The sequence below is a fragment of the Lactobacillus sp. XV31L genome, from assembly GCF_059900865.1.
In genome coordinates this window covers 58,312-83,667 of record NZ_JBWXGC010000007.1, presented here as the reverse complement: position 1 = coordinate 83,667, position 25,356 = coordinate 58,312, and the positions used below count along the sequence as shown (strand labels likewise).

General features: G+C 44.0%; 29 protein-coding genes, 1 pseudogene, 1 riboswitch and 1 other annotated feature. Of the genes and pseudogenes, 12 read left to right on the top strand and 18 right to left on the bottom strand.

The genetic code is table 11. The annotated features are described in order from the left end of the window. The first annotated feature begins 80 nt into the window (after positions 1 to 80). The gene (locus AC2JF7_RS06150; RefSeq protein WP_500727811.1) at positions 81 to 1,013 is read left to right on the top strand and encodes an AraC family transcriptional regulator; all 933 of its coding nucleotides are present in this window, start codon (positions 81 to 83) and stop codon (positions 1,011 to 1,013) included. 73 nt (positions 1,014 to 1,086) lie between these two features. Here the strand turns inward: AC2JF7_RS06150 and htpX are convergent, their stop codons facing one another. The 3 genes from htpX to AC2JF7_RS06135 form a co-directional block, all read right to left on the bottom strand. After that, entirely contained in the window at positions 1,087 to 1,983 is an 897-nt protein-coding gene (gene htpX / locus AC2JF7_RS06145; protein ID WP_500727810.1) for a zinc metalloprotease HtpX, read from the bottom strand. 13 nt (positions 1,984 to 1,996) lie between these two features. Next, positions 1,997 to 2,557, bottom strand: coding sequence for a LemA family protein (locus AC2JF7_RS06140; protein WP_500727809.1), 561 nt, complete (start codon positions 2,555 to 2,557; stop codon positions 1,997 to 1,999). Between the two features lie 112 nt (positions 2,558 to 2,669). Continuing rightward, complete coding sequence (locus tag AC2JF7_RS06135) at positions 2,670 to 3,770, bottom strand: SLC13 family permease (RefSeq protein WP_500727808.1); 1,101 nt, start codon at positions 3,768 to 3,770, stop codon at positions 2,670 to 2,672. A gap of 186 nt (positions 3,771 to 3,956) precedes the next feature. Here AC2JF7_RS06135 and AC2JF7_RS06130 point away from each other — a divergent pair, with 186 nt between their 5' ends. The 3 genes from AC2JF7_RS06130 to AC2JF7_RS06120 all read left to right on the top strand — a co-directional run bounded on the left by AC2JF7_RS06130 (position 3,957) and on the right by AC2JF7_RS06120 (position 5,717). Next, a complete protein-coding gene (locus tag AC2JF7_RS06130) occupies positions 3,957 to 4,322 on the top strand; it encodes an iron-sulfur cluster biosynthesis family protein (RefSeq protein ID WP_500727807.1) in 366 nt (121 codons plus the stop codon). A 218-nt stretch (positions 4,323 to 4,540) separates the two neighbouring features. Then, a complete protein-coding gene (locus AC2JF7_RS06125; RefSeq protein WP_500727806.1) occupies positions 4,541 to 4,681 on the top strand; it encodes a hypothetical protein in 141 nt (46 codons plus the stop codon). Between the two features lie 121 nt (positions 4,682 to 4,802). Continuing rightward, positions 4,803 to 5,717: an HNH endonuclease gene (locus AC2JF7_RS06120; RefSeq protein WP_500727805.1), complete on the top strand. Its 915-nt coding sequence runs from the start codon at positions 4,803 to 4,805 to the stop codon at positions 5,715 to 5,717. Between the two features lie 163 nt (positions 5,718 to 5,880). Here AC2JF7_RS06120 and AC2JF7_RS06115 read toward each other — a convergent pair whose 3' ends face one another. Continuing rightward, positions 5,881 to 6,165, bottom strand: a complete 285-nt coding sequence (locus tag AC2JF7_RS06115; protein WP_500727846.1) for a DUF3862 domain-containing protein — start codon at positions 6,163 to 6,165, stop codon at positions 5,881 to 5,883. Positions 6,166 to 6,652: 487 nt separating this feature from the next. Between AC2JF7_RS06115 and AC2JF7_RS06110 the strand changes: the two genes are divergently transcribed. Then, a complete protein-coding gene (locus tag AC2JF7_RS06110) occupies positions 6,653 to 6,979 on the top strand; it encodes a BspA family leucine-rich repeat surface protein (RefSeq protein ID WP_500727804.1) in 327 nt (108 codons plus the stop codon). Here AC2JF7_RS06110 and AC2JF7_RS06105 read toward each other — a convergent pair. The 4 genes from AC2JF7_RS06105 to AC2JF7_RS06090 form a co-directional block, all read right to left on the bottom strand. Then, positions 6,966 to 7,598, bottom strand: a complete 633-nt coding sequence (locus tag AC2JF7_RS06105; protein ID WP_500727803.1) for an ABC transporter ATP-binding protein — start codon at positions 7,596 to 7,598, stop codon at positions 6,966 to 6,968. The genes AC2JF7_RS06110 and AC2JF7_RS06105 overlap by 14 nt on opposite strands. Continuing rightward, on the bottom strand, positions 7,595 to 8,725 hold the full coding sequence (locus AC2JF7_RS06100) for a bacteriocin-associated integral membrane family protein (RefSeq protein WP_500727802.1): 1,131 nt from the start codon (positions 8,723 to 8,725) through the stop codon (positions 7,595 to 7,597). Before AC2JF7_RS06100 ends, AC2JF7_RS06105 begins: the two co-directional genes overlap by 4 nt. Next, positions 8,661 to 9,677: a hypothetical protein gene (locus AC2JF7_RS06095; RefSeq protein WP_500727801.1), complete on the bottom strand. Its 1,017-nt coding sequence runs from the start codon at positions 9,675 to 9,677 to the stop codon at positions 8,661 to 8,663. The genes AC2JF7_RS06100 and AC2JF7_RS06095 overlap by 65 nt, the downstream gene beginning before the upstream one ends. Before the next feature lie 79 nt (positions 9,678 to 9,756). Then, a complete protein-coding gene (locus tag AC2JF7_RS06090) occupies positions 9,757 to 10,062 on the bottom strand; it encodes a lactococcin 972 family bacteriocin (RefSeq protein ID WP_500727800.1) in 306 nt (101 codons plus the stop codon). A 267-nt stretch (positions 10,063 to 10,329) separates the two neighbouring features. On the opposite strand from AC2JF7_RS06090, the gene AC2JF7_RS06085 reads away from it, so the two are divergent. Further along, positions 10,330 to 10,911 carry a BspA family leucine-rich repeat surface protein gene (locus AC2JF7_RS06085; RefSeq protein ID WP_500727799.1) on the top strand — a complete coding sequence of 194 codons (582 nt, stop codon included), beginning with the start codon at positions 10,330 to 10,332 and terminating at the stop codon, positions 10,909 to 10,911. Positions 10,912 to 11,171: 260 nt separating this feature from the next. Beyond that, a complete protein-coding gene (locus AC2JF7_RS06080) occupies positions 11,172 to 11,405 on the top strand; it encodes a hypothetical protein (protein ID WP_500727798.1) in 234 nt (77 codons plus the stop codon). Positions 11,406 to 11,542: 137 nt separating this feature from the next. On the opposite strand, the gene AC2JF7_RS06075 is transcribed toward AC2JF7_RS06080, so the two are convergent. The 3 genes from AC2JF7_RS06075 to AC2JF7_RS06065 all read right to left on the bottom strand — a co-directional run bounded on the left by AC2JF7_RS06075 (position 11,543) and on the right by AC2JF7_RS06065 (position 13,541). Continuing rightward, positions 11,543 to 11,824: a hypothetical protein gene (locus AC2JF7_RS06075; protein WP_500727797.1), complete on the bottom strand. Its 282-nt coding sequence runs from the start codon at positions 11,822 to 11,824 to the stop codon at positions 11,543 to 11,545. Between the two features lie 125 nt (positions 11,825 to 11,949). Next, on the bottom strand, positions 11,950 to 12,474 hold the full coding sequence (locus AC2JF7_RS06070; RefSeq protein ID WP_500727796.1) for a hypothetical protein: 525 nt from the start codon (positions 12,472 to 12,474) through the stop codon (positions 11,950 to 11,952). Between the two features lie 212 nt (positions 12,475 to 12,686). Next, complete coding sequence (locus AC2JF7_RS06065) at positions 12,687 to 13,541, bottom strand: Rgg family transcriptional regulator (protein ID WP_500727795.1); 855 nt, start codon at positions 13,539 to 13,541, stop codon at positions 12,687 to 12,689. 98 nt (positions 13,542 to 13,639) lie between these two features. On the opposite strand from AC2JF7_RS06065, the gene AC2JF7_RS06060 reads away from it, so the two are divergent. The 3 genes from AC2JF7_RS06060 (at position 13,640) to AC2JF7_RS06050 (ending at position 16,079) form a co-directional block, all read left to right on the top strand. Next, a complete protein-coding gene (locus tag AC2JF7_RS06060; RefSeq protein WP_500727794.1) occupies positions 13,640 to 14,113 on the top strand; it encodes a DUF6568 family protein in 474 nt (157 codons plus the stop codon). 123 nt (positions 14,114 to 14,236) lie between these two features. Continuing rightward, complete coding sequence (locus AC2JF7_RS06055) at positions 14,237 to 15,559, top strand: replication-associated recombination protein A (protein WP_500727845.1); 1,323 nt, start codon at positions 14,237 to 14,239, stop codon at positions 15,557 to 15,559. 127 nt (positions 15,560 to 15,686) lie between these two features. Further along, positions 15,687 to 16,079, top strand: coding sequence for a hypothetical protein (locus AC2JF7_RS06050; RefSeq protein ID WP_500727793.1), 393 nt, complete (start codon positions 15,687 to 15,689; stop codon positions 16,077 to 16,079). A 98-nt stretch (positions 16,080 to 16,177) separates the two neighbouring features. Here AC2JF7_RS06050 and AC2JF7_RS06045 read toward each other — a convergent pair whose 3' ends face one another. From AC2JF7_RS06045 to asnA, 6 genes are all read right to left on the bottom strand, one after another. After that, positions 16,178 to 16,927 (bottom strand): amino acid ABC transporter ATP-binding protein, encoded by a 750-nt coding sequence (locus AC2JF7_RS06045; protein WP_500727792.1) that lies wholly within the window; start codon positions 16,925 to 16,927, stop codon positions 16,178 to 16,180. Beyond that, positions 16,927 to 18,543 carry an ABC transporter substrate-binding protein/permease gene (locus AC2JF7_RS06040; protein WP_500727791.1) on the bottom strand — a complete coding sequence of 539 codons (1,617 nt, stop codon included), beginning with the start codon at positions 18,541 to 18,543 and terminating at the stop codon, positions 16,927 to 16,929. Before AC2JF7_RS06040 ends, AC2JF7_RS06045 begins: the two co-directional genes overlap by 1 nt. A 112-nt stretch (positions 18,544 to 18,655) precedes the next feature. Next, positions 18,656 to 18,833: riboswitch (Lysine riboswitch) on the bottom strand. A gap of 114 nt (positions 18,834 to 18,947) precedes the next feature. Continuing rightward, positions 18,948 to 19,586, bottom strand: coding sequence for a DNA-3-methyladenine glycosylase (locus AC2JF7_RS06035; RefSeq protein WP_500727790.1), 639 nt, complete (start codon positions 19,584 to 19,586; stop codon positions 18,948 to 18,950). A gap of 36 nt (positions 19,587 to 19,622) precedes the next feature. Then, the gene (locus AC2JF7_RS06030) at positions 19,623 to 20,393 is read right to left on the bottom strand and encodes a TerC family protein (RefSeq protein WP_500727789.1); all 771 of its coding nucleotides are present in this window, start codon (positions 20,391 to 20,393) and stop codon (positions 19,623 to 19,625) included. Between the two features lie 41 nt (positions 20,394 to 20,434). Then, positions 20,435 to 21,139, bottom strand: a complete 705-nt coding sequence (locus AC2JF7_RS06025; protein ID WP_500727788.1) for an NAD-dependent protein deacylase — start codon at positions 21,137 to 21,139, stop codon at positions 20,435 to 20,437. A gap of 125 nt (positions 21,140 to 21,264) precedes the next feature. Then, complete coding sequence (asnA, locus tag AC2JF7_RS06020) at positions 21,265 to 22,275, bottom strand: aspartate--ammonia ligase (protein ID WP_500727787.1); 1,011 nt, start codon at positions 22,273 to 22,275, stop codon at positions 21,265 to 21,267. Positions 22,276 to 22,326: 51 nt separating this feature from the next. Next, positions 22,327 to 22,567: a binding site (T-box leader), on the bottom strand. Between the two features lie 121 nt (positions 22,568 to 22,688). On the opposite strand from asnA, the gene AC2JF7_RS06015 reads away from it, so the two are divergent. Continuing rightward, complete coding sequence (locus AC2JF7_RS06015) at positions 22,689 to 23,165, top strand: hypothetical protein (protein ID WP_500727786.1); 477 nt, start codon at positions 22,689 to 22,691, stop codon at positions 23,163 to 23,165. A gap of 90 nt (positions 23,166 to 23,255) precedes the next feature. Further along, positions 23,256 to 23,829 (top strand): annotated as a pseudogene (locus tag AC2JF7_RS06010) (nitroreductase family protein). Positions 23,830 to 23,876: 47 nt separating this feature from the next. Here AC2JF7_RS06010 and cls read toward each other — a convergent pair. Next, positions 23,877 to 25,334, bottom strand: a complete 1,458-nt coding sequence (cls, locus tag AC2JF7_RS06005; protein WP_500727785.1) for a cardiolipin synthase — start codon at positions 25,332 to 25,334, stop codon at positions 23,877 to 23,879. Between the last annotated feature and the right edge of the window lie 22 nt (positions 25,335 to 25,356).

Sequence of the window (25,356 nt, the reverse complement as noted above, 5' to 3'; positions counted from 1 at the left end):
TGGCAAAAATTTGATATTATTGCTGGCTTTTACGCTATAATTAAATTATGAAACCAAATTATTAACAAGAGGGTGAAGTTATGGCAGCAGTAAAATTAGAGCAGTATTTGACCAGTATCTTAGATGCAAGTCAAGCTGATACCAACGAGGTGCCCCTGCGTTCTGGCAACCATGATTTTGATCTGTTGGCGATTGCCCTTGAAAATCACAATATGGGTGTTCACCGCTACCAGACTTCCACTGCAGTGATCTTGTACGCAGCAGCAGGTAGCGTCAACGTTAAGATTAACGGACAGGACTATTTGATTAAGGCTGGCAACATTATCCTGCTGCAAAGCAAGTGCAACTATGAGGTGCAGAGTCAGGATAAGGGCGACTTATTAGTAAAAATTGAATTTGGTAGCCAGCTAAGCTTGCCGCACCTGCTCGGCAGCACAGCCAAACTTGATCAGCAAGAAAAAAAGGCGGTTCAAGCAGTGGTAGAAATATTGAATTCTGCTCGTTTGCTTTACATAAAGGGCACGCCCATGTCTATTTCGGCTCAACTGGTCAAGAAGATTATTGATGAATATCTAAGTCAAAACTTGTTTACCCGCAGCATTATTAGTGCGGAATTGAATATTTTGCTGGTGACCGCCATTAGGAGTCAAAACCTGGTGCAAGCCACTAGCAAGCAGTTTGCCAGTTCAGCACTTGAGCAGTATATTGATGATAATTTTGCCAATATTACCTTGGATAAGACGGCTAAGCACTTTGGCTTTAATCCCAACTACTTTTCCAGTCTAGTAAAACAAAAAACAGGCAAGAGCTTTGTCGAACACGTCGATGAACGGCGGATGGAAGAGGCGCGCCAGCTGCTAGCACGACCTGATATTTCGGTCAAAGAAATTATCAGTCGGGTAGGTTATACGGGCAAGTCTTTCTTTTATAAAAAATTTAGCGAATACTACCATGAAACCCCCGTGCAAATGCGGGCTGAATTATTTCGCCAGGCCAATATCAACTTGAAATAAGCACGCTGCTGAAAATGAGACTAGTGGCAAGTAAAAAGGGCTCCCAGTAAAGGGGGCCCTTTTAGTAATGAAGTTACATTTTTTCTAAACGTTTAATGCGATCTTCGGTTGGCGGGTGACTGTCGAACAAGTGACTGAAACTATGCTTTTTGCGCAAGGGATCTTCGATGTACATCCCGGCACTGCTGGCATCAACGTGTTTCATAGGGTCAGAGCCAGCAATCTTTTCAAGGGCAGAAATCAGCCCTTGAGGATTACGAGTGAGTTCAACAGAAGCTGCATCAGCCAAGTATTCCCGGTTGCGGGATAAGGCCATCTGCGCCAGGCTGGCACAGATGGGGCCAAGAATGAGGACAAAGACAATTGCGACCACCTTGAAAATCATTACAAAGTTGTTGTCACTGTTTTTATCGCGATCGCGGTCACCATCGCCCCACCAGACGAAACGACTGGCAATGCCCGATAAGAAGGAAATGACGCCTACTAGGACAGCTGCAATGGTTGAGACCAGAATGTCGTAATTTCTGATGTGGGATATTTCATGCCCCAAGACGCCCTCAAGCTCTTCACGGTTCATCATCTCAAGCAGGCCTTGCGTAACGGCAACCGCCGAATGTTCGGGGTCACGTCCCGTGGCAAAGGCATTGGGACTTGGGTCATCAATGATGAAGACGCGCGGCATGGGTACCCGGCCAACTAGTGCCATGTCCTGGACGACGTGCCAAAGTTCAGGATCGTCTTGCTCGCTGGTTTCGCGGGCATGGTTTAAACTCATAACCATGTTGGCTGGATTGGGCAGGACAATGAGCATGTAAATGATGCTAGCGGCTAGCGCGATAATTAGGCCCAACCCAGGCCGGTCACTAAAGATGTAGCCTAGGCCTGCACCCACGAGGGCCAAGATAATGGTAAAGAGGGCCAAGATAAAGACCGTCTTGCGTTTGTTATGGGCAATTTGCTGAAATAACATGGGTTAACCTAGCTTAAAACTTAACCGTTGGGACTTCTTTTTCCGTTTCACTGGTCTGCAGGTAGTCAACCTTCTTGAAGCCATGGATGCCAGCAACAAGGTTTGACGGGAAGGTCAAGAGTTTTTGGTCGTACAGGGCAGCAGATGAGTTGTAAAGCTGTCTTGAGTATGCAATCTTGTTTTCAGTATTGGTCAGTTCTTCTTGCAATTTCAGGAAATTTTGGTTGGCCTTTAAGTCAGGGTAGTTTTCTGACAAGGCAAAAATTGACTTCAAAGCGTCAGAAATCTGGTTGGAAACCTTCAAGGTCTCAGCCCGCTCACCGCTTGGAATATTGGTCAATTGGTTACGCAATTGCACAACGTTTTCTAAAGTTTCCCGTTCATGCTTGGCATAGCCCTTGGTAGTCTCTACTAAGTTAGGAATCAGATCGTTACGCCGCTTTAACTGCACGTCAATCTGGCTCCATGATTCATCAGTATAAACCTTAGCCTTCTGCAAGCCATTATAGATGGTGATGTAAATCGCAAGTAATAAGACAACGATCACAATAATAATTATCCAAGTTAAACTCATGGTTTTTCCTCCTAATATATATTAATTAAGTATAACTGATTATGGTCCTTTTGAATATAAAAAAGAAGCTTTGCGCATCGATTGCTAGCAAAGCTTAGTAAATTTAGTGATTTTAGATAAGCAGCAGCAGCCAACCTACAATGGTTAAAATAATTAGGCCGGCAAATTGCATAAGTGACCATTTCTTAAAGAATTCGCTCCTAGAAACGGTGGCATTCTGGGTAAAGGTCTTGAGAACCAACATATTAGCCATTGAGCCGATTGGTGACCCAAAGCCACCTATATTGGTACCTAAGAAAAGCGCTTGAGCATAAGGGGTGAACTTGCCGACCAAGATGGTTGCAGGCACATTGCTGATAATTTGACTTGAAATAATTGACGTAAAGTAAGTTGAGTTTTCCGAGTTGATCATCGCATCAATGATTGTGACAATCAGGGGAATTTGTTGGATATCACTGATAAAGATGAAGAAGCAAGTAAAGGTTAAAAGCAAGGCATAGTCAATTTTAAGCAAAATTTGCGGATTAATTACCAGGGCCAAAATCAGGGCTACAACCATGGGAATAGCAATATCGATAATTTTGAACACACCCAAAAAGAAGAGGGCGAACACAACGGTAGTAATAATCGTGGGCCGGATGCTGATGTTGATTTGCTTGATATCCTGCATAGGAATTTTAGTGCGGGGAATAAAGTGAAAAATAATGAAGGTAATGACCAATGCGGACAGTAAGTAGGGCAAGGACCAGGAGAAAAACTCAAGCACGCCTACCGAATACTTACTGACTAGAAAAATGTTGTGGGGGTTGCCCCAAGGCGTGAAGGCGGCACCAATATTGGCACCCATCCCAATCAAGGTGACAGGCAGGATTTGGGGCAGGTCACACTTTTTGGCAATGTTAAGGTACAAGGGGATTAAGGTTAGCGCCGTTATGTCGTTGCCCAGAAACATTCCTGAAATAATTGCCAGCAGAGTGAACAACATATTTAACTTGCGCATGTTATCAGCAATGCTGGTTAACTTGTAGGCTAAGACGTCAAGAACGTGCAGGTAGGCATAGATTTGGATGATGATTAGCATCGCAGCAACTGAAAATATTGTATGGAGGTTAATATCCCCAAGCCGCGGCCTGGCAAAAAAAAGACTGATAACCGTTACTACAACGGTAATTTGCAGAATTCTATCACTGAAGATCTTTTTCAAGACGGTCATAAAATGTCCCCCTTCACAGGATACAATCACCATAATCACTATGTTACATTTTGAGCTTTTTTTTCATTGTTCGCAATAATAAATTTTCAAGGTACAAAATGCCCCTGTGCTAAACATAATTTTTGACTGCAATAAGTAATATATCTTATAGTTAGAAAAAGAGTCAAAGATTAGGGGGCTTTTAATATGAATAATTCAGAAACAGTCAAAATGACCATCAAGCCGGGTGCGGTTAAAAAGTTGAAGGATAAGGCAGCTAACGTGCAAGTAGTCCTGCTAGCGCTCAACGATGGGTCTAACAAGTATTCAAATGCGGGTGGCACTTGCACAATTGGCGCTAACTTCCAGTTCGTCATCCTGAGGCAGCAGGATCCTGATTTTACGGTTAGGGTGGACAACAACGCCGGGCTTGACCTATACACCAGTCCTGCTGAATTGCAATTCCTTGAAAACAACCTGGTCGTTGATGAGAAGAATACGGCACTTAATTTATCCGATGACAGCGGCATAGTCGATGGTGCTGTGACAATTAGCGAATATGCGGGCAAGTAGCTATTTTGGCTAATCACTGCCCATATTGATGTCATTTCACGGGCAAGGTTAACCTTGCTTTCGTGGACTTGGCAATTAAGAATGAAGATGTCCAAGTAGAATAGGCTGTCTTGTTGGGACTTTAGAAATTTTGTTCATCATCAACTCGTCTTGCTTGAACAGGCTTAACGTGTTAAACTATAAAAGATTTTCGAAAGTCTGAAAGGAAGTATAGTACTATGCGTAAAGGTGAAAATTACAACACCGGTTGTGAACCAGGCCAAAGACCTAAGAACAAGAAGAACGGCAAAAAGCGCGTTGCTCACGTAGCAGCAGTTGTTGCCTTCTTGAACAAGGCTAAGGCAGACGAAAACAAGTAGTTTGTTATTTAATTAAAAGCAAAGGGTAGATTACCAATGTAGTCTGCCTTTTTTTCTTGCCTTAATTTAGGTAAAATGTGGTTAAAGACCAGCTGTTTTGGCCCTAAAGGAGAATTTAATAGTGAAATTTCAGTGTAGCAGCTGCGGGCTGCGCATCAACTCAAATCATTTCAAACAGGCCGGACTGGTCAACCCCCGCTTAACCAGTATTTGCGACTTGTGCATCCAGAGCGGCGAAGACCCGGAGAACTTTGTCAATAGTGCTGTCAACGTCTTTGCCCAATGCCTGCTCTATACCTTTGTTGGACGCAGCGGAGATGATAACTCTGCCTTCTTAGTCGCTTCTAAGGATGAGCGCAAGCGCTATGAAGCCTTTATTCAGGATTATGACGGCAATGAGCTGGCTCGCCAGCAGCTACCGCGCCGCGACTTTAACCAGGCTATAATTGATAGTGAGACCGGACAAATGGATTTTGTCCCTTGGCTTGACTTAACTTTTGCGGAAAACTTGCAAAAAATGGGCTTGTCCGTTGACTTTAAGCTGAACGAAGTTGACTACATCGACCGCGAGCGTATCCGGGCCAAGTACCACTACCGCTGCCAGTATTGTGGCCGGCGCGGGCGCAGCGTCGACCACAAAGACCCGGTCTCGCTCTCGCACAATAACGATTTGAATAACCTGATTCTGTCTTGCTCTGAGTGCAACCGGATTAAGTCCAACATGCCCTACGAATTATTCGTTAAACTCAACAATGAGATTCCGCAAGTCAACGAAAAGTTGGTTAGGTATGAAGATGCACTGGCAACGCTCAAGGGCGAGTTTGACCTGCGCAGGCGGAGCCTCGCTGCCAAGATGCACTTGAAGGGCGTAGTCAATGATCCTGAACTAGACCAAATGCGCAAGCAAAACAAAAGATTGCAGGACGCCATTGACAGTCTAGAGAGTGACTATAGTGAGTTAAGGCAGCTGCGTGAGCAGCATTTTGCGACAGGGTGGAAGCTGACTCAGATCAATAAAGAAGCAGATATCATTTGATGTGGGCCCCAACTTAGTATAGTCTAATAATATTATGGCTTTTATATTGATAGGCAGTGATGACTATTAGTAGACTGGTTGACGTTGCTAAGCGGGAGTTTTAGTTAATCTTTGTGATACTAGCGCTAAAGATAAATGGAATTGGTGGTTTCTTGCTGTTTACTTATTTAGTTCCTAGATTGCTTTGACGTTTACTATAAACTTTACCATTGGCGAGACTAATCCTAATCGTTGATAATTTATATGATTTTGGGTCTTTTTGGGCGACGCCAATGGAGTAAGAAATTGCTTCTGCTGAATGTTGCCCTGCACCCACGTATGGCAAGTTGGTGGTGTATCCATCCGGGCGACCTAGAATGCGATAAACGGTGGCCTTGCTTTGTCCTTTTTTGACTTTCTGGTAGTCCGCCATGGTTAATTTGCTGGCTCGCTTGACGGCCAGATTAATAAAACCTTTAGTCTCGATATTGCCATTTTTATCAGAAACCAGATAAATACGGCCACCATCGGTATTTTTTACCTTAGTCCAGGCGCTTGTTGTATAACCGCCATAAGTGCCGCCTATTTTGGGATTGGGTTTGCCCCCATTTTGCCTTCATAGTAGACAGCTTAGTTGGATTTTTGAGGCTAATTTTGACGGCCTCATACTCTTTAAAGGTGATACCTGATTTTGTCCCGCCGAGCGGTTCATGCCCCTTAACAATCGTTTGGGCCTTTTTGTCTTCGTTGTGCTGTGAACCATTATTGTTTGAACACGCGGTAAAAACAAGTGCACTGAAAATGCTGATAAGAATGGTGGTTAATTTTTATGTTAATTCCTCGCTATTACTTTATTGCTATTAATAATTAAAAGCTACTATTAGCTGACTGTCAATCTTGTTAAAAACTAATTTAGTGTTAATTTGAGTTGAATTGGCGGAATGTAATCAAGCAAGGTGACCAAGATGGGCTACATGTTTGCGGACAGCCCGGTCCTTGCTGGAATAAACCTAACGGGTTGGGATACCAGTAAAGTAACCGACATGTCGTCGATGTTTGCCAATGCGACTAGTTTGGCAAATTTGAACCTAGAGGCCTTGAACACAAGCAGCGTGACTGATAGTTTAAAGCTTGATTTGATGCCAGAAGGATTTGAGACCCGCTCTGAAAGAAAAAGATGCCAATCAAAGAAAAAATTATCTCAAACAACTATTATTAAATATAAAAGAAAGCGGTCTAATATCCCGCTTCGTGTACCTTTATGCTTATCTAATCCAGGCTGATTATGCGCTGGCATTTCTGCGCCACGTGCTCGTCATGCGTGACAATCACCACGGTCTTGCCCGCATCATTGAGTTCGCCTAGCAGTTTGATAATTTCGTCCCGGTTTTGATCATCCAAGGATCCTGTAGGCTCGTCGGCTAAAACCAGTTCGCTAGGCTTTACCACGGCGCGGGCAATAGCCACACGCTGCTGCTGACCGCCCGATAGCTCATAAATCTTGCTATTCATACTGTCACCGAGACCCACTTTTTGCAGCGCCGCGGCAACCAGGGCCTTTTTAGCTGCCTTGGTTTGGTGGACGTATTTAAGTGCAAGCAACAGGTTTTCCGCAACGGTGTCCTCCTCAATTAAAGCAAAATTTTGAAAGAGGTAGCTAATTTTCGCCCGAATAATTTTCTGGGCTAACGCACTGTTGGGTTTAACATTGAGCTTGTCTTCAAAATAGAATTCGCCACTGTCAACCGCATCAATTAGCCCTAGAACGTTGAGCAGCGTGCTCTTGCCTGCCCCGCTGGGTCCCACTACGGCAATCATCTCGCCCTTTTTGACGGTCATGTTAAAATGCTCAAAAATTACCTTGGCACAAAATCTCTTGGTCACATTCTTCAATTCAATCATGATAGTCCTCCCTTAAGCAAAAACGGCAAATCATGGCTCTCGGCTCGCCGGATGATAATATTAAGAACCACCAGCTCAGTCAAAATTAGCGCCAGCGCCAGCAGCAGAATTGGCCAGGAAACGCGGGCTACCACCAGTCCAACTAATTCACCAGCGCCCAACAAAATAAACAGCAACATCTCTGTTTGGTAGCGGTCAACCTTGCGGTAGCCCAATAAGCGTTCTACCGCCAGTTTCTTCTGCCGGCTGGCGATAACGTAAAGGGTGAGAAAAGTTGCGGCAAATAGATTAATCACGAAGACTGACAGCAAGATAAGGACGATTGTGCGCAGCCCCCGATAGGCTGCATCCAGGCTTGTTGCTAAAATCTTGTTCATGTTAACAAACTTTAACCGCAGTCTTTTCACTTCAGGGTTACGGGCCAGGCGACGCAGTTGGGTCCTAGATTGCTTATTGTTTTCTATTTTGATTGGGCTCGACTTGTCGGTATTGCCAAGTGCCAACGCCTGACCCTCATTCAGGTGCTCTTCTTGCACAAGCTCGATAATGGGATTAACAAACCGCTTTTGCTGGCGGACATTATACGTAATTTGCTGCAGGTATTCGCTATAATACTCGATTTTGATTTTTACCTGCCGAGGACTAAGCCCTTTTTGCAGCTTGCTAGACAGGTCATTGTACCGGTAATTCTGCAACAAGTACTTGATTTGAGCAGCCTGCTTATGGTACCTAACCGGTACCAAAAAATCCGGTGGCGTTGTGCCCAGATGTTTTTTCACTTGGGGCAGCTTAGCGTTAATAAAGTTGCGGTTGACCGCCATTAGTGCGTATTCCTGCTTGCTTAATTGGGTTGACGCATGTGCCGGCAGTATGTCTTTGGCAGAATAAACGTCACTGTTAACGTAATAAACGTCCTTATTCTGCGCCATTTTGCGAAACCATCTGGTTAGATTCTTGGTAGCCTGCCGACCATTGCTTGAAAATTGCGTGCTAACAGAGTCAACCGTTAGCAAATTGCCCTCCTTGGACCAATCTTGCTGCAATTGATAGTTAGCCGCGGCACTAGTTAGAGCACCCGATATATTGACCAGCAGCATTACCGAGACCCCGGTTAGCAGCACCTTCAACCCCAGCGCCCAAGTGCAGCCTGCCTTTCAAGAGGTCTGTGATTGACATGCGTTTAATTATGACATATGTAAAAATATTGATGGCTAAATATAAAACCGCAATAATAGCCTGCGAAACAATACAGCTGGCTAAGAAGCCTCGCGGCCAGTAGGAAAAGATCATCATGCTGGCAAGGTCTAAGAGGATAGCAGTAACCCCAATCGTAACTAACCCTGGTCTAACCAAATCTGCCAAAATATCGCCATTTTTCCATCCGTTCAGTTTTTTAATGCTGATTGTACCTGCCTGGGCCACCGGGTAATGGGAATTGACCAAAATGAAAATTAGCACAGCCAGGATAAGGAGTATGCCCATGAGCATGAGTCCTCTGGTCAAATACTCAATCTTCATTCCTGCTGTCGGCGTGAGCAGCTTGGAGCGCGCCACCCCATAAAAGCGGGCCAGCTTCTTGATTATCGCGGCCTTAGACGACCTTCCCGGGATAATCGTATAAACTCCATCAACAACTTGCTTGCCCTTGAAGTAGCGCTCCATGTCCTGTACGATTACTCGATTATTTTTTGCAAATACCGGAATACGTCCTCTTTGATGTGCATCATGGGCATCGTAGCTGGCATAGAATTCTAACCGGTTAGCAAAATTCAGGTGCTTGAGACGAAAGGAGCGGGCAGGAAAAGTTGCACTTCCGGCGACCACAGACTTTTCTACGGTATTATCTTCACCCTTGCTTGTCAGGATAATCGACAAGCCATCCTGGCGTGCCAAGTGCCGAAAAAAGGCTAGCTGGCTGCTGGGGGCAACCCCACTGTTTTGCAGGTATACTTGGAACGAATTATCGGTTTGTCCCATTTGCGCTACCTGATCATAGTCCTTTGATTGGTAAAAATTGACAGTCAGCAAATAGGCTAAGCAGGTAATAATGGCCAAGCAGGCCGTGACCGCCTTCTTCATGATTAAGCCTCCATTATTAATAAAAAGGGTGTAGTCAATATTCACTAACTACACCCCAAAATTATGTTACGCAACTAAACTAGTATACGTTCCACCAATAAGTCAATCCTGTTGGTGGTATCTTATGATATTCTGCATATGCAGTTTTGCCTTTTTTCACGGTATTACGATGTTCATCACCATTATAAGCAACCGATGCACTATGCTTTTTGGTGCCATGATAATATTGAGACCAGCCATAATTCCAGCTAAAACCGTAATCCCAATCGCCACCACCAACATTTTTTCCTGCTAATACAGTAGAAACCGGACCAACTGTTAGTAACGAGGCAGAAATAATTACAGCAGAGAGCGTTTCCATCAATAAAAATTCATTGAAGCTCACGATTTTTGGTTGACTTATGGGACTTTGTTATACTTATATTATATAGATATATGAGTATTTTTGCAAGCGATTACAAAAATGGCTGTGGTAAAAACAAGTGCACTGAAAATACTGATAATAATGGTGGTTAATTTTTCATATTGATTATTAACTATTACTTTATTGCTGTTAATAATAATTAAAAGCCACTATTAGCTGACTGTCAATCTTGTTAAAAATTAATTTAGTGTTAATTTGAGTTAAATTGGCGGAATGTAATCGAGCAAGGTGACCAAGATGGGCTACATGTTTAGGAATGACAAGAATTTGGTTGACGTGGACCTGAGCCACTTTAACACGAGGAGCCTAGTCGGAACGCGCGGCATGTTCCAAAATGATTCCCAATTGCGCACCGTGGACCTACACAATTGGGATACGCGCAAGATGCAGGAGACCCCGGACATGTTTATGGACGGTCCTAGCCTTGTCTACGTGAACCTGTGCGGCTGGAAAGTGCCTAAACTGAAGGATTCAACCAGGATGTTCTATCATGACCATAATCTTGCCGGTGTCGATTTGAGCCACTTCAATATTCATAACAAGGAGATTCTGGCCGAGGCGGGCAATCCCCAAGGGCTAGTCGTGAAACTGGGACACTACAAACTGCGGAAGCATTCAGGTGTTAGTGTGGGCTTCAAGCATATCCAGGCTGTGGGTCGGGTAACGATTAGGCACCCACGGGGTAAAAAGTATACAACCAAGCAACTTTTTAGGCTGTACGATCATTCGGCCAAGAGGAGCTCACTAGAGACCTACGTGATGTACAACGGGAAGAAGCAGCATTTCCCGAAGGGCTTTGACCTTGGATAGAATTGCCAACATAATAGCAAGTTAAAAGTAGGATTAGCACTTAGTAGAGCTAGTCCTGCTTTTTGTTTAAGCTTCTAATCGTTCTGCTGGTCGATTAATATTTACCTGTTATGGAATGCTTTAAATCATGGATGGTACACTTTGGTAAATTTTATGAGTCATCACCGTATTTATTTAATTTAATAAAATGGTAAATTGTTAAAAAGAGTTCGGATAATCCGATTATATTAAAATAATTGAAAACTCAAAAAGCGTTCCTAATGGCTGTATCAAAGCTCGCAACGGGACGCTTTTTGCTTATTTCTCTAATTAGCCACCCAGCCCCTTGTGTTTTACCTGAGCACGAAGGAGGCGTTGACCAGCGCGTTGTGGTAGTTGCTGTGCAGCTTTTTGTCGATGGTGCAGAGGTCCTGACCTGGCCGCGTGCAGGCGTTAGTGACTGTTGGTGTCAGCTGTCCGGCGGCGAGTACAAGAGGTGCCATAGTTCCATATAATTCCCCTTTAATATTATAAAGCCTTATAAATGTTTAACTAGCATTAACAAACTGCATTGCCTGCCGTATGCATAATTGTCCTATATCCCCATCCAAAAACTACACCAGCAATTGAAAAACCGAAAACTCATTCTTATTTACCTCTGAGATAAGTACCACCAAATTATTCCCAAGCTGGTCAGCATGAGGAGGGCAACCAAAATATAGCCCCAGACTCTTCTTTTTCTGGTCATTGCAGGCGTTTCAGCGCGATTAGCATAATTGTCGACCAGAAGATTGGCTAAAAGACTAATCAGGCTCCATATTATGATTAAAATGAGGCCAAAACGTGAATAGGTGAAAATTGTGTTGAGTAATGCAGAGATGATGATCAGTGTAGAATTACACGTTGATTCATATTTGTTATAGAAGTTGTTCATTTTTTCATTCTCTAATCCTATATCTATCAATATTAAGAAAGGAGTTTTTCAATCAATTGATTTCTTATAACTACTAAGAAAGCTTTATAATATCATAAAGCTTTCTTCTTTAATCTTATTCAACCTTAGCAAGCCCATGAAGCAACGTTAAAAATTGCATTAAATCCTGCCCCAATTAAATATCCAGGTACTCCTGCACCAACAACCATTGAACCAGCTGTCCAAGCAGTTTGAAGAGCAGATCCTGTTGTGTGCATGACATTCTTACACAATGCAGTATTTTTCTTTTTCTTTCTCAAAAGAGGATTTTCATAAGTAAATTCGCTTGGATGATTCTTAGCAAATGAATTGACCTTATCTAATGCAGATTGTACATCTTCTACAGTCACTTTAAGATTGGTTTGCTTTAAGGATTGTGCTAAATAATTTTTATCTACGATTTTAACCTGAGCAACACCTGATGAATCTGGATAAGTAATCAGAGAACCTTTAATAGCAGCATTAATAGTCTCCATTTCAGCTTGTGACAATTGATTAGTCGTTGTTGATTGAGCAGGGGTAGTTGTTGCTGCAGATACTTGAGTAGCTGGTGCTGCAAACATTGTTAAACCTAGAACAGCTGCTGATGCTAATGTAACTATTTTTTTCATGATGTATACCTCTAAATAAAACAAAAAATCAACTTACTAATATATCATTATTTTAAAAGATTATTGAGTATTATAAATATTCCTCTTAAAAGACTATTCATTTGAAATACCTCCTTCATTAACTTAGTATTGTTTACAAATTTAGTATATTACGCTGAAATCTGTATAAGTATGAAATGACGTATTTGCCATTTTTAAGGGAAATATTTTTATTATTTGTTTGCGGCCAAGAATCCTGCCAGCTCCTGACTATACTTGGTCAACCCGTTTATCTTAAAGTTCGCAATTATGGTGTGGCACACAGACAGATGCTCTTCGTGGTGGTCGTAATGGTCCTCAATTAGGCTAGTGAAAAAATTAAGAACATTATGGTAATAATAATTTTCTGGAATTATTATTATTTTCGAAGCGTTGCTAATGAAAAAAGTAGAATCGTCGTAATGACTTTCTTTGATACATAAAACTAGCATATTGATAATTATCCCTAATACATGAATTTGTGTCTGGATATTATCGGTGTTGATAAAGCGCTTAATGACTTTTTTTGAAATCATCAGATTGCTTGTAAAGTCAAACCACACCATGCAATTTCCATATAAATAAATGCTTTCTTCATTAATATTTTCAATATCAAAAAATCTATTTTTTAAAAGTTGGATCTTTTTAGGATCTAAACTAGCCAATTCATTGTTTACTAATGCAATTGATATATCTGCTAATAGTAAACTATCTTCTTTATTTTTATTCGACAAACTGCTTTTCAGGATCTGCTGCCGTATTTTTTGCAAATCTTCCTTGGAATCATTGTAATAGGCATGAATTATTAATTTGGTGAATTTATGGTCACCATCTTTTACCAGCGGCTTTTCATTTTTGAGTTTACCAAAAAATTCCAGTGCGGAAATTTGGTTATAATCAAGCAAGTTAAGCAGGTCTTCGGCTGAAATTCGCGAAATACCCTTTTCAACTCGAGCATAGAAGGAAGAACTAATTATTGGGCCCGCCCATGCTTTTTTAGTTTTTTTCTGCTTGAGCCGGTAGCTCTTCAGCAATTCTCTAATCTCCATGTTTCAATCCTACCTAGAAATATATCTGCCACTTTTACAAGATTATTGTCTATCCAATTTATAATAATCGTCAAGTAGATTATCAGGAGAGAATAGAAATGAAACGTAAATTAATATTACTAGTCATATTAGTCCAATTATGTTCGATATCAGTTTTTAATCAGCCAATTACAGTAAGTGCTGCTGCAAATGAAGACCAAATAACTACTGAATTGATAAGATATCAGGAGAACATATATGCTGATGCGGTTAAGGGTTTTAAGAAAATTTCAATCAAAAAGTTGCACAAGCTGATTGGTAGCAAAATGATATATGTTTTTTGGGGAAGGAAAACATGCCCCTACTGTCGTGCATTTGTTCCCAGCCTTGCCAAGGTCAGTCAACAGCGACATATCAAAATTTATTACGTCGATACTACAAAAACAGATAGTAATCTAGCTCTTAAAAAAGCCCGTAAGCATTTTAAAATAATAGGCGTACCTAGCTTGACAAAAATAAAAAGCTATAAATTATTTAAAGTAATGGATTCTACTAAGCCGGATATTTCCCAGTTTTTAACAAAAAAATTTTAGTTGTCTGGAATGGTTATAGGTGACAGCCCAATTACGGCCGCCAGCAATTTTCATATGCTTTATTCTTCTGTGCCTGTATAATAAAGGAAAAACAGTTTATGGACTAGCAAAGAAGATATCATGATGAAGCAAGAATCATTGTTTGCAGGAAATAGTCAAAATACGCCACTGGCTAGCCGTGTGCGGCCACGCACACTAGCTGAATTTGTTGGCCAAAGTCACCTGCTAGGTCAAGGGAAAATTTTACGGGACATGATTGACCACGACCAGGTGAGTTCGATGATCTTCTGGGGACCACCAGGCGTAGGCAAGACCACACTAGCAGAACTCATTGCGCGCCAGTCACAGTCGGTCTTTTATCGCTTTAGCGCGGTTGACAGCAGCATTACCAAGATTCGCAAGGTTATGAAGGAGGCAGAAGCGGCGCACGACCTGGGGCAGAAGACATTAGTCTTTATCGATGAGATTCACCGCTTCAACAAGGCCCAACAAGATGCCTTTTTGCCCTACGTTGAACGCGGCACGATTACCCTGATTGGTGCAACCACGGAGAACCCGTCCTTTGAGGTCAACTCGGCCTTGCTTTCGCGCTGCAAGGTCTTCGTTTTAAAGCCGCTCGAGGTTGCCGATATCGTCCAGCTGCTCCAAAACGCGCTTGAAAATCCCCAGGGCTTTGGCCAGCTGCACGTTGCGATCAGCGACCAGGAAGTTAAGGCGATTGCCAAGTTTGCCAACGGCGACGCCCGCACCGCCCTCAACACGTTAGAGATGGCCGTCTTAAATGGGGATAAAAAGGGTGACCAAGTCGCGGTTACTATGGCCAGTTTAAGTCAATTAATTACGCAAAAGTCTGTTTTGTACGACAAAAACGGCGAGGAGCACTACAACATCATCTCGGCGCTCCATAAATCGATGCGCAACAGTGATGTCAATGCTGCGATCTACTGGCTTGCGCGGATGCTCGAAGGTGGGGAAGATCCACTCTACATCTCCCGCCGCCTAGTACGCTTTGCCAGCGAGGACATAGGCTTGGCTGACACGAACGCTTTGAACATAGCTGTTAATGTTTTTCAGGCCTGCCAGTTTTTGGGGATGCCTGAGTGCGACGTCCACCTGGTTGAGGCCGTGACCTATTTGGCCCTTGCGCCTAAGTCAAACGCCATTTATAAGGCACGCCTGGCTGCTGCTAAGGATGTGAAAGAAACGATTGACGAACAGGTGCCGCTCAAGATTCGCAACGCACCAACTAAATTAATGGAGAACCTGGGTTATGGCAATGACTATCAGCTGGCGCACGCTGCTAAAGACAAATTAACAACGATGAAGACTATGCCGCCTAGCCTTGAGGGGCACGAATACTATTTGCCCACGACCCAGGGGCACGAGGATCGCTTTAAGAAGAGACTAGAACAGATCAAGCAGTGGCACGAAAACCACCCGGAATAACAGGCTGAAATTGCAGTGATTAATCATTATCTTCGTCACAAAAAAAGTAAGCGTTTGCTTAAATTGAATGAAAATAGGCGTATAATTACAGTACAAATAGTTATGTAACCGCAGGAGGTTGAGAAAAATGCTGACAGTGAAAATAGGTTCATACCTGGCGCTGGCTGCGGACGCGAATCCGCAATTGATAAACCGCATTAAGGATATTGCGACAATTTTGATTCTGCTTTTGTGCGTGGTGCTGTTGGTCTACACGCAGAGGCACAAGGTCGAGGTCTACGGCCAGCCGCGGCTGTATTCCAAGTTTTATGAACGTGCGTTGATGGCCTTCATCATCCTTCTTCCGTGGGCCGGCCTGTTCTGGTACTTTATCTTTCCGCTTGCGGCCAGCCCCGCGGTCTACGTCAAGCGCGTGGTGGACGTCTGGTTCTTGATTGTCCTGTGCGTGGTCTGGACGGCGATCCTGCTGCTGGTATACCGCCACGACCTCAAGATGCGCAAGAAGTACGGCGGCGACTAGCACGGCTTTCTATTCAAATACCCTGGCACGCTTAGCATCAGGGTATTTTTGTGCATAAAAACAGGCGCCCCTTGCTCTCAGGGCACCTGTTAGTGTACTTAATTGTTTTGGAAGTTGCTGAGGAACTTCTCCGTTAGTTCATTTTGCGGGTGGTTGAAGAGCTGGTCGGGAGAGCCCTGTTCAGCGATAATACCGCCACTAATGAAGAAAATCTGGTCAGAAATGTCACGGGCGAAGGCCATCTCGTGGGTCACAATGATCATGGTCAGACCAGTTGTGGCCAAGTTTTGCATAACGCCCAAAACTTCACCAACCATTTCAGGGTCAAGTGCACTGGTCGGTTCGTCAAAGAGTAGGATCTCGGGATCCATACAGATTGCGCGGGCAATGGCCACTCGCTGTTGTTGACCACCAGACAATTGCCGGGGCCGGGCGTTGACGTATTCGGCCATGCCAACTTTTTCCAAGTTGGCCAAGGCTACTTGGCGTGCTTCTTCCTTAGACCGCTTTAAGACCAATTCTTGTCCCACCATGCAGTTGGCTAGGACATTCTTGTTTTCAAACAGGTCAAATTGCTGGAAGACCATGCCGACCTTGGCCCGGTAGATATTGCGGTTGTAGCTAGGATCTAGCACATTCTGACCGTGGAAGTCCACTTCGCCAGCAGTAGGCTCTTCTAAAAGGTTGATGCAGCGCAATGTCGTTGACTTGCCGCCACCGGAAGGACCGATAATCGTGGCAATCTCGCCCTTGTTGATGTCTAGGGAAATATCACGCAGCACTTGGTGGTTGCCAAAGGATTTTTGCACATGCTTTAAGCTTAAAATAGCTTCATTTGCGGTGGTCATTACTTGTTTCCTCCTTGTTTTGTAGATGTGCCGACTTGTACTTGATTGGCCATCAGATTGTAATTCTTGCTGCCTTCGAGACGCTTTTCAATTAGGTTGAAAATTCTCGTAGTAGTAAAGGTCAAGATCAGGTAAATCGCCGAAATAGTCAAGTAAGTTGGGAAGAATTTGAAGGTTTGGCTGGCAACCGTAGTCCCGACAAAGAACAATTCAGATACAGAAATGATGCTTAAAACAGAAGTATCCTTGATGTTGACGATGAATTCGTTGGTAATTGACGGTAGGCAGTTTTTAATTGCTTGGGGCAGGATGATATGCCACATCCGTTGGTTGTGAGTCATGCCCAAGGCACTGGCTGCTTCAAACTGTCCTTCTGGTGTTGACAAGATTCCGCCGCGGATAATTTCAGCTAGGTAAGCGCCCGTGTTGATGGAAACGATAATTAAAGCTGCCGCCGTTCGGTCGATGTTAATGTGCCAGAACTGTGCAATCCCGTAGTAGATTACAGCTGCTTGTACCATCATTGGGGTACCCCGGAAGACTTCAATATAGACTGACAAGAGCCAGTTGATGATCTTTAGCAGCCACTTCTTGCCCGTAGTTGTGGGTGTAGGAATAGTCCGTACAATCCCAACCACTAGGCCAATGAAGAAGCCGGCAATGGTGCCGACAAAGGCGAGCAGCAGGGTCATGCCGATCCCACTCATAATCATGTTGCCATATTCTTTCCACATTGACACCAGCCAGTTCTCTTGTTTGCCCTTCTTGTTATTATCAGTCTTAGGCTGAACCTTAATAGCATTGGTCATGAGCTTAGCGCGCTCAGATTCTGGGATGCTTGCCAGGGCATTGTTGACCTTCTTGAGCAGGTCCTTGTTAGGCTTAGCAATTCCGATTGAGGTCACAGATTCTTCCTTAGTGACATGGAAACCGGGCATTTTGCTGATAGGAATGGCCTTGATGTCAGGGTCAACCATCTTGAAGGAGGTTGATTCGGTGTCTTCAGCCAAGTAGCCATCAATCGTACCTGAAATTAGACTTTGGCGCATGGCCGCAAAGTCACGCATGGCGGTTTGCCGCTTGGCTCCTGGCAGCTGCTTGATCATGGCGTAGTGGGAAGTTCCCTGCTGGGCAGTTAACCGCGCGCCTTTGAAGTCACGTAAGCTTTTGGCATTGGCATACTTGCTGTTAATCTTGGTAATAACAACGAAGGTGCCGTGCCGGTATGGTTTAGAAAAGTTGATGGCCTTTTCCCGCTCAGGCGTTGGGCTCATACCAGCGATAATGAGGTCAGCCTTGCCACTAGTCAAGGCGGGCAAGAGGCCATCCCATTCAGTCTTAACGACCACTACTTTTTTGTGCAGCTTTTTGCCAATCAGCTTAGCAATTGCCACGTCGTAACCGTTGGCAAAGGCGTGTGAGCCTTCAATTGGTACGGCTCCGTTTGCGTTATTGGTCTGGGTCCAATTGTAGGGCTGGTAGTTGGCCTCCATGGCCACCTTGAGAGTACCATCGTCCGTTTTAGCAGCAACCGGATTATAGTTAAAGCTGGCCCCGAGGACTAAGCTGACTAGGAAGGCGGTAAGAGCCGCCATCCACCTGTATCTTGACTTCATTTTGAAAACCTCCGAAAAATATTTTTCAAATAAAGCCAATACAATAAAAAGCGTAAATAAAAACCTCGTTGTTCTTCAAGACAACGAGGTGTGAAAATCTAATTTAGTTAGACAAACAGATAGCGCTCCCTAGTTGGTAACTAGGACAGTCTGCAAGATCTTCTCTTGCAGCCCAACCAGGATATTAAAACGAATAATACTCTGATTTCGGCGGTAATTCTTCCGCGTAGCCTTCCAAGTGTTCGTTCACTCAGGCTATGTTCGTAATCACCGCAACCTCTATTGCATTGGAAATTATTTAATTGAAGCAAATGATAGGCTAAAACTTGTTCCTTGTCAACAATTTATTAAAATATTTTTAGAATTATTTCATCAAGTGCTTATCATTATTTGTGAAGGCTCACTTAATCTGTCAGCCAGCCATGGTCGTTGCGCCAGTCGCGCTTCTTCATGCGGGACACATAAGGATTGCCGGCAACGTAAAAGCGCAGGGGCTTATTGGCCCATTCCAATTCAGATTGGTTGACCCCAATGCGGGGACTGCGAGCAATGCGGCGGGCACATTTTTGGTGGTGGTCGTTTAGGTCAATGACAAAGGGCGAATCTGGCAAAAAATGCAGGTTCCAATCTTTATTGTGGATGCCGAAAGCCTGCATCAATTTGGCAGGACCGTTGGTCAATAAGATGCCATCCCTGCCGTTGCGGTTAGCCTGCATTTGATCAATTCCCCAACTGGGTTCAATGGCCCGAATTAGGATCCCCTGGGGCTGGCCAGCTTCTTGCGTAGCCACGTTAAAAAAGAAATACTGCCGTTGGGCAAAGATGTAGATAGTGCCGCCGCTGCGGTACAGGCCTTCGTTTGCGGGACTGCGATTCCCACCATAAGAGTGGGCTGCGCGGTCCTTTACTCCCAAATAGGCCTCAGTTTCAACAATGTAGCCGCCCATTGTTTGGCTGCCATCGTTAAAGGTCAGGGGCCGCCCAATTAAGTCATAAGCAATCGCAGTAGTAGATCTATTAGTAAAGTAGTTTGCATAATCCATTTTTCTTCCAATTCTCAAAAGCACGGTAATAAATGGTTATAGTTTACGGCCGTGCCTTTTAATCCGCCAAAAGTGGAAGGCAATCGTGAGTAGCAAAATAGCGAAAACGATAAGAGCAAAGACCGTATTGGGCAATTCAAAGTATAGCGGAGGTAGCGAAGCTAGCAGCTTTAAGGCAATAAGACCAATCAAGAGGTAGGCCATTGGCTGCAGTTCAGGAATGATGTCCATCAATCGGATAATCACCTCGGCCACGCCCCGCATGCACAAGATGCCAATCATGCCGCCAATTAGCACAACCACTGGATTGCTGGAAACGGCAAGTGCGGCCAAGACAGAATCAATTGAAAACACAATGTCCATGGCTTCAATGGAAATGACAGTGCGCCAAAAGAGGGACAGGACATGTTTGGACTTCTGGTGGTCTTGCTGATGAGCTTTTTGCTTTTTGACTTGGGCTGCACTTTGTGGGTGGCGCTGGTCATAGAAAAATTTAAAGGCAAGATAGAGGAGGTAAAGGCCCCCAGCCAGCTTAATTTCCCAAAAGTTAATTAAGTAGGTACCGATTCCAATTACAATGAAGCGAAAAATATATGCACCCCAGAGCCCGTAGAATAGGGACTTTTCTTGCTGGCTTTTGTCAGGCAGCACCCTGGTCTGGGCCGCTAGCACAACCGCATTATCAACGGACAAGAGGCACTCCATGAGAATCAAAGTCAGGATGATCAACCAATCATTGCCGCTGGTCAAGACGTGGACCCAGTTGTTAAGATCAAAGAAGGGTGCGTACAACTTAATAATTGACATTAAAAACTCTTTTCTAGCTTATTAAATAAAGGTTACCAGCCTTATAATTGTTGAAAAACATCCAGGGCGTCGCCGATGATGGCAGACACTCCGGCAGCCGGAATGGCCGTCTTGTTGATGGCCCAGACCTTGGCATCATTTTGCCGGTAAGACAAAAGTTGGGCAAAGGGGTATACGACGAAACTGGTCCCTGAGATGATGACCAAGTCGGAATTCTGCATTGCATTGATGGATTTAGATAGCTTGTCTGCATTAATAGCTTCGCCATACAGGACAATACCTGGCCGAATGATGCCGCCACATTCTGTATGCTGGTATGATTGGGTATAGTCACTATAGTCAACAGACTTGTGACACTTGCTGCAATAGATATCATAGAGGCTGCCGTGAAATTCGGTCACGTGCTGGTTGCCTGCTTTTTTGTCCAGACTATCAACGTTTTGGGTAATTAGGTCACCCTTAGCGTTGCAAATTTGGGCAATTTTGGAATGGATCTCATTGGGTTGGGCATCAGGGAAGTACATATTGTCCATGACAAACTGGTAGAAAAAGTCCGGTCGATTAAGGAGCGTCTCAGCACTCAAAATAGTTTCGGGACTTTCAGATACGCCATCATAGATGCCGTTTTTGGAGCGGTAGTCAGGAATGCCGGAGTGGGTTGATACGCCAGCTCCAGTCAAAAATGTAACGTGGCGGGCCTGATCGATATCCGTCTTTAATTCATCTAATTGTTTAGAATCAATCATAATTTAGGACCTTTCTGAAAACTAAATATTTCTATTTGATAGTTTACTACAAGATTCTAGCCTAACCTAAATTTGCCACTAATAAAAAAAGCCACCCGGCCTTTTTCCGTGTGAACTTTTTTATTTTATAAGATTTGCATATGGTGGTCTTGGCACTGCTTGATCATGTCGTCTGGCCAAGTGCTGGCTTGCACTTCGCCGATATGGGCCTTGCCTAGCAAAAGCATGCAAAGGCGAGATTGACCAATGCCTCCGCCAATTGAATAGGGTAGTTGTTCGTTTAAGAGCATGCGGTGGAAAGGTAACTCTTCGCGCTCTAGGCAGCCTGCCTTTTTGAGTTGGTCCTGCAGGCTTTGGGGACTAACCCGGATGCCCATGGAAGATATTTCCATCTTCTGCTTGAGCGGTTCATACCAAAACAAGAGGTCGCCATTTAGTTGCCAGTCGTCATAGTCAGGGGCACGCCCATCATGAGCCTGGCCGCTTTTAGCGAGTCGGTCACCAATTTTCATAATGAAAACCGCTTTTTGTTCTTGGGCAATTTTGTTTTCCCGCTCTTCTGGACTAAGGCTTGGCCAGCGGTCTTCTAGCTCCTGGGTATTGATAAAGTACAACTCATCGGGCAGGCGGTAGGTGGAAGCAGGGTAGCGCTCGGCACATTCTTTTTCAATCTGCTTGATGGCAGCAAAAATCAGTCTGACTGTGTGCTTAAGGGTTTCTTCTGTGCGTTCTTCTTGGGCAATGACCTTTTCCCAGTCCCATTGGTCCACGTAAATTGAGTGGAAGTTGTCTAGGTCTTCATCACGGCGAATAGCGTTCATGTTGGTGTAAAGCCCCTCGTGCAGGCCAAAGCCATATTTCTTTAGGGCAAGCCGTTTCCACTTGGCAAGAGAGTGAACAATTTCCAAGTCATCAGCAGGAATGTCTTTGGCATCAAAAGCAACGGGACGCTCGGTACCATTTAAGTTGTCATTTAAGCCGGTGCTGCGCTCGACAAAGAGGGGTGCAGACATCCGCTGCAAGTTAAGCTTTTCTGCTAGAATTGCGTGGAAGCGTTCGCGGATAAAGACAATAGCGGCTTCCGTGTCGCGGATAGTTAGGGTTGGTTGGTAACTTTTAGGTAAGATTAAGGTCATAATATCCTCCTCCAATTTTGAGTCAAAGAAAAAGCCCTTCGCTCCTAATAAAATTAGGACGAAAGGCTTTTTCCGCGGTACCACCTAGATTGCCCCTAAGGGCCAACTCTATAAAGCACAAACATGCTTTACCAGTTTGATAACGTACTGGGGACGGCACCACCTACTTTAATCATCAGTTCAGTGTGCTGCTAAAAAGGGTTTTTCAGTAATTTAGGAACTACCAGCTTCCCACTAGCGCTGGTTCACTTTGAGAATTAAATTACCTACTCGTCTTTTTCATCGCATTTGTTTAATCTTAATTTAACAATATTTTTAGCAAAAACACAAGCATAAATTACACTTAACTACTTTACCCGACTAAAAGAGGCCAGTCTGTTATAATGAGTAAGAACAAATGTAAGGAGAATAATATGGCAGGTTTTTATCTTATTGTGGATGCTTTGCTGGTTGGTTATACGTGTTACAGTTGGTACTGGCAGGCGAATATTGACTTGAAGGGGCAGTATCGTACTTCTTCGTTTGTCTGGTCAGTGATTTTTATTTGGATCACTTTTGCCTGGCAATTAATTGAAAAGGGCGATCCTGGGCTTGGTATTTTTTTGGCAATCGTTTTAATGGTTGGCCTTCTTGATGGCTTCACTGGCTTTGCACCTAAGCGGGCAGTAGTATCAGGATACTTCCGCCGCACTGTGCCTTATACTGACATCGTGCTGGCAACTTTAATCAAGGTACCTAATCCTAAGAAAGAAATGGTCATTTGCATTCTTACAACCAAGAACAACCACCAGTATTACCTGCGTTTTTCTCGCGGAATTGCCCAAATTGTTGAAGCAATTAAAAAGCATGTGCACCATGATATCAGGATTGAAATACAAAATATTTTGTAAAAGGGGTCGCCGGTGTGCGAGCTCTTTTTTTTAGCTATATGTGAAATAATTATCAAAGCATAGTAAAATGAAGGCAGAAAGAAAAATTTAATTAAAGAAAGTGTGAAAGTTATGTCTAACAATGACTTTACTGATATTGTACAAAATCGTCATTCTGTTCGTGAGTTTGATCCGGAAGTTAAAATTTCGCGGTCTGAATTCAAGCAGATGCTTGAAGAAACAATCACCGCACCATCGGCTTGCAACTTGCAAGCGTGGCACTTTGAAGTTGCAGATCTTTGGCTATAGCGATGCATATAAGTCTTACCGCAAGATGTGGACTAAGACATATGAAGAAGGCAATATTACTAAGGAGAAGTTAGATGAGGTTTTAAGCACCTTTTTGCCACTTTATGAAAATGGTTCAATGCAGATGCGAACAACTGATGCAATTATTGATAGTTCTCTTGCTGCCATGCAATTTATGTTGGTTGCACGCAACCATGGCTATGATACCAACCCAATTGCTGGTTATGATGCCAAGCAGGTGCCTGAAGCTTTTGACCTAGATCCTAAACTTTATGTTCCAGTCATGGCAATTGCAATTGGCAAGAGCAAGAAAGCTGCTAGTGCTGTTAAGACGGTGCGCTATCCTGTTGACCAGGTCTGCCATTTTGCAGATTAAGGTCAAGTCCAACTAAAAATAAAAAGGCTTCCTGACGGAAGTCTTTTTTATAAGATTGGTGACAGCATGCGTGAAAAACTTTGCAAGGTTCGGAGCCAGCGGCTCTGCTTGGCAATCATTTGCGGCGTTAGCAAAGTTGACTTTTCCATATCTTTTTCAAAAGATTGCGCTACTTCTTGGGTAAAGTTCTTATCATAAAAGACCGCAATGTCTTCAAAATTCAAGTCGTAGGAGCGATAATCCTGGTTCATTGAGCCAACCGTGGAAAAGCTGTTGTCGATGACAATCGTTTTGGCATGAATAAAGCCGTTCTCATACATGTAAATCTTGACGCCGTAGCGCGAGAGTTCATTTGCATACCACTGGGTTGCCCGGTAGATGAAGGGGTGGTCTGGCTTGCAGGGAATCATGATTCTGAGATCGACGCCAGACATAGCAATCGTCAACAGAGTGGCAAACATGGCGTCATCAGGAATCAAGTAGGGCGTTTGGATCCAGACGCGCTTCTTGGCCAGGGACATCAAGCGCATTACGCCATTACGCATGTTGGCGTTATATTGGTCTGGGCCATCGGACACGATCTGGGTAGCAACATCGCCAGGGCGGATTTCATTTTCGTCTAAGTCTGGGAAGAGCAGGGTATTGAAGGTGATAACTTGTTCTTCTTTTTGGATTGAAGCGTTCCAGTCCATGACAAAGCGTTCTTGCAATAGAAGAGAGGCTGATCCGACAATCCGAACATGACTGTCGCGCCAGTAGCCAAACTTTTTCTTGCGGCTAAGGTATTGGTCACCTACATTAAATCCCCCAGTCCATGAAATCTTGCCATCTACCACAACAATTTTGCGGTGCAGGTGGTAGTTAATCCGGTACCTGGTAATCATGTTGCGTGAAGTGACAAAGGGCAGAACCTGCCCGCCAACCGCACTTAGCTGGTCGAACCAGGCTTTAGTGGCCCCCATTGAACCCCAAGCGTCGTAGAGCAAGCGCACCTGCACGCCTTCCTTGGCCTTTTTGATTAGTAAGTCGAGCAAGTCATTGCCAATTTGGTCGTTATAGAAGGTATAGAATTCAACGTTGACTGTTTGGCGGGCTTGCTTGATGTCACGCATCATATCCTTAAACATGGGGCCACCATCAGTATAAAGTTTGACGTGGTTGTTTTTGCTTAAGGGTGATTCGCCATTATGGTCAAAAAAGTGGACCACCATTTGGGCCTTGTTCGAGGTGTCAGAAGGGCTGACTTTCTTGGGTGCCTTGGTAATTGACTTTTGCACATTACGCAGACCGATGTGGTGCTGTTTATTAATTGCAAAGATATTTTCTTGGGAAATTCCCCGCCCAAAAAAGCCATAAAGCACAAGGCCGAGCACGGGCAGCACCAGTAATATGATTAGCCACGCCCATGTTGTTGAGACAGACCGCCGCCTATGAAAGACGATATAAAAGGCTAAGATAGCGTTGGTAATGATAATGATGCGAATAATGTCGCGAACTAAAATCACGTAGTTCCTCCATAATTAAAAT

Coding starts and splice junctions, on each gene's coding strand:
- AC2JF7_RS06030 (WP_500727789.1), bottom strand. CDS start 20,393: ATGTCAATTATTAAGTTGTACGCACCCTTCTTTGATCTTAACAACTGG.
- AC2JF7_RS06050 (WP_500727793.1), top strand. CDS start 15,687: ATGCTGACAGTGAAAATAGGTTCATACCTGGCGCTGGCTGCGGACGCG.
- AC2JF7_RS06150 (WP_500727811.1), top strand. CDS start 81: ATGGCAGCAGTAAAATTAGAGCAGTATTTGACCAGTATCTTAGATGCA.
- AC2JF7_RS06125 (WP_500727806.1), top strand. CDS start 4,541: ATGCGTAAAGGTGAAAATTACAACACCGGTTGTGAACCAGGCCAAAGA.
- AC2JF7_RS06040 (WP_500727791.1), bottom strand. CDS start 18,543: ATGAAGTCAAGATACAGGTGGATGGCGGCTCTTACCGCCTTCCTAGTC.
- AC2JF7_RS06045 (WP_500727792.1), bottom strand. CDS start 16,927: ATGACCACCGCAAATGAAGCTATTTTAAGCTTAAAGCATGTGCAAAAA.
- asnA (WP_500727787.1), bottom strand. CDS start 22,275: ATGACCTTAATCTTACCTAAAAGTTACCAACCAACCCTAACTATCCGC.
- AC2JF7_RS06130 (WP_500727807.1), top strand. CDS start 3,957: ATGAATAATTCAGAAACAGTCAAAATGACCATCAAGCCGGGTGCGGTT.
- AC2JF7_RS06025 (WP_500727788.1), bottom strand. CDS start 21,139: ATGATTGATTCTAAACAATTAGATGAATTAAAGACGGATATCGATCAG.
- AC2JF7_RS06095 (WP_500727801.1), bottom strand. CDS start 9,677: ATGAAGAAGGCGGTCACGGCCTGCTTGGCCATTATTACCTGCTTAGCC.
- AC2JF7_RS06065 (WP_500727795.1), bottom strand. CDS start 13,541: ATGGAGATTAGAGAATTGCTGAAGAGCTACCGGCTCAAGCAGAAAAAA.
- AC2JF7_RS06075 (WP_500727797.1), bottom strand. CDS start 11,824: ATGAACAACTTCTATAACAAATATGAATCAACGTGTAATTCTACACTG.
- AC2JF7_RS06070 (WP_500727796.1), bottom strand. CDS start 12,474: ATGAAAAAAATAGTTACATTAGCATCAGCAGCTGTTCTAGGTTTAACA.
- AC2JF7_RS06035 (WP_500727790.1), bottom strand. CDS start 19,586: ATGGATTATGCAAACTACTTTACTAATAGATCTACTACTGCGATTGCT.
- AC2JF7_RS06080 (WP_500727798.1), top strand. CDS start 11,172: ATGGCTGTATCAAAGCTCGCAACGGGACGCTTTTTGCTTATTTCTCTA.
- AC2JF7_RS06015 (WP_500727786.1), top strand. CDS start 22,689: ATGGCAGGTTTTTATCTTATTGTGGATGCTTTGCTGGTTGGTTATACG.
- AC2JF7_RS06135 (WP_500727808.1), bottom strand. CDS start 3,770: ATGACCGTCTTGAAAAAGATCTTCAGTGATAGAATTCTGCAAATTACC.
- AC2JF7_RS06140 (WP_500727809.1), bottom strand. CDS start 2,557: ATGAGTTTAACTTGGATAATTATTATTGTGATCGTTGTCTTATTACTT.
- AC2JF7_RS06105 (WP_500727803.1), bottom strand. CDS start 7,598: ATGATTGAATTGAAGAATGTGACCAAGAGATTTTGTGCCAAGGTAATT.
- AC2JF7_RS06055 (WP_500727845.1), top strand. CDS start 14,237: ATGAAGCAAGAATCATTGTTTGCAGGAAATAGTCAAAATACGCCACTG.
- AC2JF7_RS06060 (WP_500727794.1), top strand. CDS start 13,640: ATGAAACGTAAATTAATATTACTAGTCATATTAGTCCAATTATGTTCG.
- htpX (WP_500727810.1), bottom strand. CDS start 1,983: ATGTTATTTCAGCAAATTGCCCATAACAAACGCAAGACGGTCTTTATC.